9 protein-coding genes are annotated in these 10,151 nt (G+C 62.4%); 7 read left to right on the top strand and 2 right to left on the bottom strand.

From position 1 onward, the window contains the following. The first annotated feature begins 161 nt into the window (after positions 1 to 161). On the top strand, positions 162 to 1,031 hold the full coding sequence (locus HU811_RS20425) for an aldose 1-epimerase (protein WP_186657776.1): 870 nt from the start codon (positions 162 to 164) through the stop codon (positions 1,029 to 1,031). A 144-nt stretch (positions 1,032 to 1,175) separates the two neighbouring features. On the opposite strand, the gene bkdR is transcribed toward HU811_RS20425, so the two are convergent. Further along, positions 1,176 to 1,664: a Bkd operon transcriptional regulator BkdR gene (gene bkdR / locus HU811_RS20420; protein WP_092398911.1), complete on the bottom strand. Its 489-nt coding sequence runs from the start codon at positions 1,662 to 1,664 to the stop codon at positions 1,176 to 1,178. Between the two features lie 192 nt (positions 1,665 to 1,856). Here bkdR and HU811_RS20415 point away from each other — a divergent pair, with 192 nt between their 5' ends. The 5 genes from HU811_RS20415 (at position 1,857) to HU811_RS20395 (ending at position 8,091) form a co-directional block, all read left to right on the top strand. Further along, on the top strand, positions 1,857 to 3,092 hold the full coding sequence (locus HU811_RS20415; protein ID WP_047227604.1) for a 3-methyl-2-oxobutanoate dehydrogenase (2-methylpropanoyl-transferring) subunit alpha: 1,236 nt from the start codon (positions 1,857 to 1,859) through the stop codon (positions 3,090 to 3,092). 1 nt (position 3,093) lies between these two features. Continuing rightward, positions 3,094 to 4,152 carry an alpha-ketoacid dehydrogenase subunit beta gene (locus tag HU811_RS20410; protein WP_092398913.1) on the top strand — a complete coding sequence of 353 codons (1,059 nt, stop codon included), beginning with the start codon at positions 3,094 to 3,096 and terminating at the stop codon, positions 4,150 to 4,152. Beyond that, complete coding sequence (locus tag HU811_RS20405; protein ID WP_186657774.1) at positions 4,153 to 5,415, top strand: dihydrolipoamide acetyltransferase family protein; 1,263 nt, start codon at positions 4,153 to 4,155, stop codon at positions 5,413 to 5,415. Between the two features lie 18 nt (positions 5,416 to 5,433). Continuing rightward, positions 5,434 to 6,816, top strand: coding sequence for a dihydrolipoyl dehydrogenase (gene lpdA / locus HU811_RS20400; protein ID WP_186657772.1), 1,383 nt, complete (start codon positions 5,434 to 5,436; stop codon positions 6,814 to 6,816). 255 nt (positions 6,817 to 7,071) lie between these two features. After that, the gene (locus HU811_RS20395) at positions 7,072 to 8,091 is read left to right on the top strand and encodes a branched-chain amino acid aminotransferase (RefSeq protein ID WP_092455335.1); all 1,020 of its coding nucleotides are present in this window, start codon (positions 7,072 to 7,074) and stop codon (positions 8,089 to 8,091) included. Positions 8,092 to 8,268: 177 nt separating this feature from the next. Here HU811_RS20395 and HU811_RS20390 read toward each other — a convergent pair whose 3' ends face one another. Next, entirely contained in the window at positions 8,269 to 9,198 is a 930-nt protein-coding gene (locus HU811_RS20390) for a DMT family transporter (RefSeq protein ID WP_186657770.1), read from the bottom strand. A gap of 109 nt (positions 9,199 to 9,307) precedes the next feature. On the opposite strand from HU811_RS20390, the gene HU811_RS20385 reads away from it, so the two are divergent. Beyond that, a complete protein-coding gene (locus tag HU811_RS20385; RefSeq protein ID WP_092398923.1) occupies positions 9,308 to 10,102 on the top strand; it encodes an AraC family transcriptional regulator in 795 nt (264 codons plus the stop codon). Positions 10,103 to 10,151 lie beyond the last annotated feature (49 nt).

Below are 10,151 nucleotides of genomic sequence, written 5' to 3'. Positions count from 1 at the left end.
AGCAAGGCTTGCCCGCGATGAAGATGACGCAGTCTCCCAGGAAACCGAGGAGCCTGCATCGCGAGCAAGCTTTGCTCCCACAAGTCCTCGCCGCAGGGTTCGCACACAAAAATCCGGCTTTCCCCACAACAGTTTTTTCAACCTTGCAAAACAAGGTCACCATGACGCCGCCTCTTCTCCACCTCGAAGACGAACAGACTCGCCTGACCCTGGCCCCGCACCTGGGTGCCAGCCTGGTCAGTTGGACGTTGCGCGGCAGCGGCCAGCCGCTGTTGCGCCCTCCCGCGCCTCAAGCCCTGGAAAACCGCCTGCCCGGCAAACTCGGCTGCTTCCCCCTGATCCCGTGGTCGAACCGGATCGCCCAGGGCGGTTTCGATTGCCCTGGCGGCTGGCTCGCCCTGCAAGCCAATAGCCCCAACGACCCTTTCCCGATCCATGGCAGCGCCTGGCAGCAACCCTGGCAAGTGATCGAACACAGCCCACAAGAAGCGCTGTTGCAGCTCGACAGCCAACATCCGTTCGCCTACTGCGCCAGCCTGCGGATCCGTTTGAGCGGCGGTCAGTTGCAGATTGCAGTGCACGTCACCCACCAGGCCGAACAGGCCGCGTGGCACGGGCTGGGTTTGCACCCGTACTTCCCGCGCACTGCCGGCACGCGCCTGCAAACCCGTGCGACCGACGTCTGGATGTGCGATGAGAAAAAACTCCCGACAACGTTGGGCAGCGTTCCTCGAATCTGGGACTTCCAACAACCCCGCTTGCTGCCGGACACACTGGTGGATAACGGCTTCGGCGGATGGGACGGGCATTGCCTGATCCAGCAACCGGACCTGGGTTATGAGCTGGAATGCCGAGCCAGCGGCAGCGAATACTTTCTGCTCTACTGTCCCGTGGACTTGGATTTTTTTTGCATCGAACCGGTCAGCCATCCGGTCAATGCCCACCACCTGCCAGGGCGGCCAGGGTTGCGCTTGCTGGAGCAAGGGCAATCGGTGACGCTGGGGTTTTCGATGCAGTGCCGACTCCTGTAGCCCCTCCAGAAAGGTTCCTGTAGGAGCTGCCGAAGGCTCGGGCCGCGTTCGGACGATCTTTTGATCTTTGGCTCGCGACTCAATTGTCTGGGACAAGATCGCAGCCTCGCTTCACTCGACAGCTCCTACAGGCCCAGCGGGAGTTCAGGTCCCCAAGGTCAACCCGTTGGCCGGCAGCGGCAACGCGGTCTTATAGCGAACCTGCTTGAGCGCAAAGCTCGAACGAATATTCGCCACACCCGGGACCTTGGTCAGAAAGTCCATCATGAACCGCTCCAGCGACTGGATCGACGGCACCAGCACGCGGATCAGGTAATCCGGGTCGCCTGCCATCAGGTAACACTCCATCACCTCCGGCCGATCGGAGATCGCCTCTTCGAAGTGCTGCAACGCCTCCTCCACCTGCTTCTCCAGGCTGACGTGAATGAACACGTTGACATGCAGGCCCAGCAGATCGGCATCCAGCAGCGTGACTTGCTCGCGTATCACCCCCAGCTCCTCCATGGCTCGGACCCGATTGAAGCAAGGCGTGGGCGATAGATTGACCGACCGTGCGAGGTCGGCGTTGGTGATGCGGGCGTTTTCCTGAAGGCTGTTCAGAATGCCGATGTCGGTGCGATCCAGTTTACGCATGAGACAAATAATCCTGTTTTTTATCGTTGTGCAGATTTTTTATCTGCAAATGATCTGAACAGCAACCCAACAGAGAAAAATATTCTTCTGCGTCGAGCCTATGATTGTTGTAGGACAATTTTCCTTACCCGGGAAAGTTCGTCAGCTAGCGCGCCCACTACAAGAAATTCACAAGATCGAGCGTAGAAAGCCATGAACCCAGCGTATGAACCGCTACGCCTGCACGTCCCCGAACCCTCGGGCCGTCCCGGCTGCCAGACCGACTTCTCCTACCTGCATCTGAGCGATGCCGGCACGGTGCGTAAACCCTCCATCGACGTTGAACCGTCCGACACCGCCGACCTGGCCCGCGGGCTGATTCGCGTGCTCGATGACCAGGGCAATGCCCACGGCCCATGGGCCGAAGACGTACCTCTGGAGATCCTGCGCAAAGGCATGCGCGCCATGCTCAAGACGCGCATCTACGACAACCGCATGGTGGTCGCCCAGCGCCAGAAAAAAATGTCGTTCTACATGCAGAGCCTTGGCGAGGAAGCCATCGGCAGCGGCCAGGCCCTGGCGCTGAACATCGATGACATGTGCTTTCCCACCTATCGCCAGCAAAGCATCCTGATGGCCCGCGAAGTGCCGTTGGTGGGCATGATCTGCCAACTACTGTCCAACGAGCGCGATCCGCTCAAGGGCCGGCAGTTGCCGATCATGTACTCGGTCAAGGACGCCGGTTTCTTCACCATTTCCGGCAACCTGGCCACGCAATTCATCCAAGGTGTGGGTTGGGGCATGGCCTCGGCGATCAAGGGCGACACCAAGATTGCCTCGGCCTGGATCGGTGACGGCGCCACCGCCGAATCGGACTTTCACACCGCCCTCACCTTCGCCCACGTCTACCGGGCGCCGGTGATCCTCAACGTGGTCAACAACCAGTGGGCAATCTCCACGTTCCAGGCCATTGCCGGTGGTGAAGCCACCACCTTCGCCGGACGCGGCGTCGGTTGCGGCATCGCCTCGCTGCGGGTCGATGGCAACGACTTCATGGCGGTCTACGCCGCTTCGCGCTGGGCCGCCGAACGCGCCCGGCGCAACCTCGGCCCGGCGCTGATCGAATGGGTCACCTACCGCGCCGGCCCGCACTCCACTTCCGATGATCCGTCCAAATACCGCCCCGCCGACGACTGGAGCCACTTTCCGCTGGGCGACCCGATTGCGCGCCTCAAGCAACACTTGGTGAAAATCGGCCACTGGTCCGAAGAGGAACATGCTGCAGTCACCGCCGAACTCGAAGCCGAGGTGATCGCCGCGCAGAAGGAAGCCGAGCAGTACGGCACCCTCGCCGGCGGGCAGATTCCAAGCGCCGCGACCATGTTCGAAGACGTCTACAAAGAGATGCCGGAGCACTTGAAGCGCCAGCGTCAGGAGTTGGGGATCTGACATGAACGATCACAACAACAATATCCAGCTGGACACCGCCATGACCACTACCACCATGACCATGATCCAGGCCCTGCGCTCGGCCATGGACGTGATGCTCGAGCGCGACGACAACGTCGTGGTGTTCGGCCAGGACGTGGGCTACTTCGGCGGCGTGTTCCGCTGCACCGAAGGCCTGCAGAACAAATACGGCACCTCCCGGGTATTCGACGCGCCGATTTCCGAAAGCGGGATCGTCGGCGTCGCGGTGGGTATGGGCGCCTACGGGTTGCGACCGGTGGCCGAGATCCAGTTCGCCGACTACGTCTACCCGGCCTCGGACCAGATCATTTCCGAAGCAGCACGCCTGCGCTATCGCTCGGCCGGCGAGTTCACCGCGCCGATGACCCTGCGCATGCCCTGCGGCGGCGGCATCTATGGCGGCCAGACCCACAGCCAGAGCATCGAAGCGATGTTCACCCAGGTCTGCGGCCTGCGCACCGTCATGCCCTCGAATCCCTATGACGCCAAGGGCTTGCTGATCGCCTCCATCGAAAACGATGACCCGGTGATCTTCCTCGAACCCAAGCGCCTCTATAACGGCCCGTTCGACGGCCACCACGACCGCCCGGTAACGCCGTGGTCGAAACACCCGTCGGCGCAGGTGCCGGACGGTTACTACACAGTGCCGCTGGATGTCGCCGCCATCACCCGCCCAGGCAAGGACGTGACCATCCTTACCTACGGCACCACGGTGTATGTGTCCCAGGTCGCCGCCGAAGAAACCGGCATCGACGCCGAAGTCATCGACCTGCGCAGCCTCTGGCCGCTGGATCTGGAGACCATCGTCAAGTCCGTGAAAAAGACCGGTCGTTGCGTGATCGTCCACGAAGCTACCCGCACCTGCGGCTTCGGCGCCGAGCTGGTGTCGCTGGTGCAAGAACATTGTTTCCATCACCTGGAAGCGCCCATCGAGCGTGTCACCGGATGGGACACACCCTATCCGCATGCACAGGAGTGGGCGTATTTCCCAGGGCCGTCCCGGGTGGGCGCGGCGTTGAAACGGGTCATGGAGGTCTGAATGGGCACGCACGTTATCAAGATGCCGGACATTGGCGAAGGCATCGCCGAAGTTGAACTGTCGGTGTGGCACGTCAAGGTGGGCGACCTGGTGGTCGAGGATCAGGTACTGGCCGATGTCATGACCGACAAGGCCATGGTGGACATTCCCTCGCCCGTGCATGGTCGGGTGATCGCCCTCGGTGGCGAGCCTGGTGAAGTCATGGCGGTGGGCAGCGAACTGATCCGCATTGAAGTCGAAGGTGTCGGCAACCTCAAGGAATCGGCGCACCCCGCCGCTGTCGCGCCAGCGCCGAAACCCGCACCGGTGGCGACGCCTGAGCCAACGCTGGAAAAACCCGCTGCGACGCCACGCCCCGCGCCGCAAGCGCCGGTGGCCCGCGATCCTGACGAGCGGCCGCTGGCCTCTCCGGCTGTACGTAAACACGCACTGGACCTGGGCATTCAATTGCGCCTGGTCCAGGGCAGTGGCCCGGCCGGGCGGGTTCTGCACGAAGATCTGGACGCCTATCTGGCCCAAGGGCCGTCGGTCCAGGCCAAGGGCGGTGCAGGCTATGCCGAACGCCACGACGAACAGCAGATCCCGGTGATCGGCATGCGCCGCAAGATCGCTCAGCGCATGCAGGACGCCACTCAGCGCGCCGCGCATTTCAGCTACGTCGAGGAAATCGACGTCACCGCCCTGGAAGAACTGCGGGTGCATTTGAATGAAAAGCACGGTGCCCATCGCGGCAAGCTGACCTTGCTGCCCTTCCTGGTACGCGCCCTGGTCGTGGCCTTGCGGGACTTCCCGCAAATGAACGCCCGCTACGACGACGAAGCCCAGGTCATCCACCGCTCAGGCGCCGTGCACGTGGGCGTCGCTACTCAGAGCGACGTCGGCCTGATGGTGCCGGTGGTTCGCCACGCCGAAGCCCGCAGCCTGTGGGACAGCGCGGCAGAAATTTCGCGACTGGCCACGGCGGCCCGCAACGGCAAGGCCAGCCGCGATGAGTTGTCCGGCTCGACCATCACCCTGACCAGCCTCGGCGCGTTGGGCGGTATCGTCAGTACCCCGGTGCTGAACCTGCCGGAAGTGGCGATCGTCGGCGTGAACAAGATCGTCGAACGGCCCGTGGTCATCAAGGGCCAGATCGTGATCCGCAAAATGATGAACCTCTCCAGTTCCTTCGATCACCGGGTGGTCGACGGCATGGACGCGGCGCAATTCATCCAGGCTCTGCGCGGCCTGCTCGAACAACCCGCCACCCTGTTTGTGGACTAATCATCAATGGAGCAGGCGATGCAAACTTTGAACACCACGCTGCTGATCATCGGCGGCGGCCCCGGCGGCTACGTGGCAGCGATCCGCGCCGGTCAGTTGGGTATCCCGACCATTCTGGTGGAAGGCCAGGCGCTGGGCGGGACTTGCCTGAACATCGGCTGTATCCCGTCCAAGGCGCTGATTCATGTGGCCGAACAGTTCCACCAGACACAGCACCATAGCCAGGCCTCGGCCCTGGGTATCACGGTGTCGGCGCCGAGCCTGGACATCGGCAAGAGCGTGGAATGGAAGGACGGCATCGTTGACCGCCTGACCACCGGCGTCGCGACGCTGCTGAAAAAACACAAGGTCCAGGTCATTCACGGCTGGGCCAACGTCGTCGATGGCAAGACCGTGGACGTCGGCGACACACGCATCCAGTGCGAACACATGCTGCTGGCTACCGGTTCGAAAAGTGTCGAGCTGCCGATGCTGCCGCTCGGCGGGCCGATCATTTCCTCCACCGAAGCCCTCGCCCCTGCCTCGGTGCCCAAGCACTTGGTGGTGGTGGGCGGTGGCTACATCGGCCTGGAGCTGGGTATTGCCTACCGCAAGCTCGGTGCCGAGGTCAGCGTGGTCGAAGCCCAGGAGCGGATTCTGCCGGCCTACGACGGCGAACTGACCCAACCGGTGCACGAGGCGCTCAAACAATTGGGCGTGAAGCTGTACCTCAAGCACAGCGTCGAAGGCTTCGATGCCCAGGCCAGTACCTTGCAGGTGCGTGATCCGGCAGGCGACACATTGGACCTGGACACCGACCGGGTATTGGTGGCCGTGGGTCGCAAACCCAACACCCAGGGTTGGAACCTCGAAGCGTTGCAGCTGGAAATGAACGGTGCGGCGGTAAAAATCGACAACCGTTGCCAGACCAGCATGCGCAACGTCTGGGCCATCGGTGATTTGAGCGGCGAACCGATGCTCGCCCACCGGGCCATGGCCCAGGGCGAAATGGTTGCCGAGCTGATCGCCGGCCAGCCTCGCGAGTTCGCTCCGACGGCCATCGCGGCGGTGTGCTTTACCGACCCGGAACTGGTGGTGGTCGGCAAGACCCCGGACGCAGCCAAGGCCGCCGGGCTCGACTGCATCGTTTCCAGCTTCCCGTTCGCCGCCAATGGCCGGGCCATGACCTTGGAATCGAAAAGCGGTTTCGTGCGGGTCGTGGCGCGGCGGGATAATCACTTGATCGTTGGCTGGCAAGCGGTCGGCGTAGGCGTCTCGGAGCTGTCCACCGCGTTCGGTCAGTCCCTGGAAATGGGCGCACGCCTGGAAGACATCGCCGGCACCATCCACGCCCACCCGACACTGGGCGAGGCGGTGCAGGAAGCGGCGTTGCGAGCGTTGGGGCATGCGTTGCATCTATAACAGCTGTGGGTGAATGACCTTGTGGCGAGGGGATTTATCCCCGCTGGGTTGCGCAGCAACCCCAATACCTGTCAGCACCGGACGTCAGGTATATGGGGGTATCGGAACCAAGGGGGGCTGCTTCGCAGCCCAGCGGGGATAAATCCCCTCGCCACAGGCTGCGAAACAGCCCCGGAATGAAGTATTGTTGTCCCCATCCAAAAAACGTCAGAAGCCTTGAACCGTTTCGGCGGTTGTTAAGAAATAGAGGGTGTCATGGGTAACGAGAGCATCAATTGGGACAAACTGGGCTTTGACTACATCAAGACCGACAAGCGCTACCTGTCGCACTGGCGCGATGGCGCCTGGGACGCCGGCACCCTGACCGACGACAACGTGCTGCACATCAGCGAGGGCTCCACCGCCCTGCACTACGGTCAGCAGTGCTTCGAAGGCCTGAAAGCCTATCGTTGCAAGGACGGCTCGATCAACCTGTTCCGCCCGGACCAGAACGCCGCCCGCATGCAACGCAGCTGCGCCCGCCTGCTGATGCCGTTCGTCGAGACCGAGCAGTTCATCGAAGCCTGCAAGCAAGTGGTCCGCGCCAACGAGCGTTTCATCCCGCCTTACGGCACCGGCGGCGCGCTGTACCTGCGTCCTTTCGTGATCGGCGTGGGTGACAATATTGGCGTACGCACCGCCCCCGAGTTCATTTTCTCGGTCTTCTGCATCCCGGTCGGCGCCTACTTCAAAGGTGGCCTGACCCCGCACAACTTCCTGATCTCCAGCTTCGACCGCGCAGCCCCACAAGGCACCGGCGCGGCCAAGGTCGGTGGCAACTACGCCGCCAGCCTGATGCCCGGTTCCCAGGCCAAGAAGGCGAACTTCGCTGACTGCATTTATCTGGACCCGATGACCCACTCGAAAATCGAGGAAGTCGGCTCGGCGAACTTCTTCGGCATCACCCACGACAACAAATTCGTCACCCCAAAATCCCCATCGGTCCTGCCGGGCATCACTCGCCTGTCGCTGATCGAACTGGCCAAATCGCGCCTGGGCCTGGAAGTGATCGAAGGCGACGTGTTCATCGACAAACTGTCGGACTTCAAGGAAGCCGGCGCCTGCGGTACCGCTGCGGTCATCACTCCGATTGGCGGCATCAGCTACAAGGACAAGCTGCACGTGTTCCACAGCGAAACCGAAGTCGGTCCGATCACTCAGAAGCTCTACAAAGAACTGACCGGCGTGCAGACCGGTGACGTGGAAGCGCCAGCGGGTTGGATCGTCAAGGTCTGATCCAAGCCTCCCCGTTGCACTAGGGGGCTTTTGTGGCGAGGGAGCTTGCTCCCGCTCGACTGCGCAGCAGTCGCAACCCAGGCAATGCGGTCTACCTGAATGATCGCGTTGCTTGGCTTTGGGGCTGCTGCGCAGCCCAGCGGGAGCAAGCTCCCTCGCCACATGGGTTTGTCTCCCTTACTCGCGCCGCAAAACCGGCCATCGCCCCCAACGCTGGCGAAACCATCCGTAACCGCTGACCAGTAGAATCCCACTCAATACCAAAGCCGCGCCAACGATGAAGTTCGGCTCCAGCGGTTCATCCAATAACCAGACACCGAAACCGATGCCAAACAGCGGCGTCATGAACGACAGCACCCCCAGCTGCGAAGCCAGGTAGCGGCGCAGTAGAGAGAACCAGATCAGAAAACTGGCGAAGGACACCAGCAAGACCTGGAACGCCAGGCTGGCCATCAATTGCGCTGTAGGGTTGATCGTCGTTTGCCCCAGCACCACCGCCATCCCGATCAGCATTACCCCCGCACCGACCAGTTGATACAGCAGCGTCTGGCTGGCGGGCAGGTCCGTCAACCGCGAACAACGCACCGTCACCGTGGTCGCGCCCCACAAGGCACCGGCCAACAAACCCATGCCATCACCCAGCAATGAACTGCCGTTCGCCGCACCCGAACCACCACTGAACGCCACCACCACGCCAGCGAAAGCGACGGCGATGCCCAGCCATTGCAGCGGCTTGAGGCGTTCGTTCGGCAGTTTCCAGTGCAGCCCGAGGGCAGCGAACATCGGTGCGGTGTAGAGGAAGATCACCATGTGCGAAGCCGTCGTGTGGCGCAGGCCTTCACCCACAAACACAAACTCCAGGGCAAACAGCAAGCCCACCACCAGGCCCGGACGCCAACTGCCATCTGCCAGGGACAGGCGTTCACCGCGCGCCCACACCAGCAGCCAGACCAGCACCGCGGCGATGGCGGAGCGCACGCCAAGCTGCAACATCGGCGCCATGTCGGCGGCGCTGGCCTTGATCGCGACTTGCTGGAAACCCCAGATGGCACAGAGGCCGGTCATCAGGGCGCAGACCTGGCCATCCAGGGCACGGCGGGTGGTCATGGGAACAGTCCTTGGGCTGGATTCGATAAACGGAGTGTGTCCCTGACACCTTTACTGGATATAGTGATTATCCGACAAACCATCCCGGTAATCCGCCATCGCGGTCGATATGCAACCTCATGCCCAACACTTGAAGATGCCTCCGTTCGAAACGGCGCTGCCGGCGCCGATTTACTTTCGCAGCGCCTGCATGCCCGCCCATACCACATACCCACGGCACCGGCATGCCTGGGGGGAGTTCGTCTACTCCTACAGTGGTGTGATGGAGATCGAAATCGCCCGGCACCATTATCTGGCACCACCGCAGTACGGTATCTGGCTACCGCCGGACATGGAGCATGTGGGGTTCAATCGGCACGAGGCTTGCCACTGTTCGTTGTACCTGGCGGCCGAACTGTGCAGTGCGCTGCCTGCCGCACCCTGCGCGCTGACTTTGAGCCCGTTGATCCGCGCGCTCCTGGAAGAGCTGCGCAGCGATCCGCCAAGCCAGCCACAGACACCTGAACAGCAACGCCTGTTGCAGGTGCTGGTGGACAAGCTGGCCCAGGCACCTCATGTCGGCAGCTACCTGCCCTCCTCCGATGACCCGCTGCTGGGCCCCGTGCTACGGATCCTGGAGGCCAACCCCGGCGATCCGCGCTCGCTGCCGGCCCTGGCCCGCGCCGCCAATACCACCGAACGCACGCTGATGCGCCGGGCCCAGCGGGATCTGGGCATGTCATTGGTGCAATGGCGCCAGCGCCTGAAAGTCATCGAAGCCCTGGCCCTGCTCGAACGTGGCCAGAGCGTGGAAACCATCGGCCTGGACCTGGGCTACAGCAGCGCCTCGGCATTCATCAGCATGTTTCGCAAAATGATGGGGACTGCGCCGGATGAGTATCGACGCAGGCACATGGCTGGATAATGAGGGGGGTGCTGGAATGGCTATCGCGAGCAGGCTCGCTCCCACAGGG

The organism is Pseudomonas tehranensis (assembly GCF_014268615.1).
GTDB lineage: Bacteria > Pseudomonadota > Gammaproteobacteria > Pseudomonadales > Pseudomonadaceae > Aquipseudomonas > Aquipseudomonas tehranensis.
This window is presented reverse-complemented; position numbering and strand designations above follow the sequence as displayed.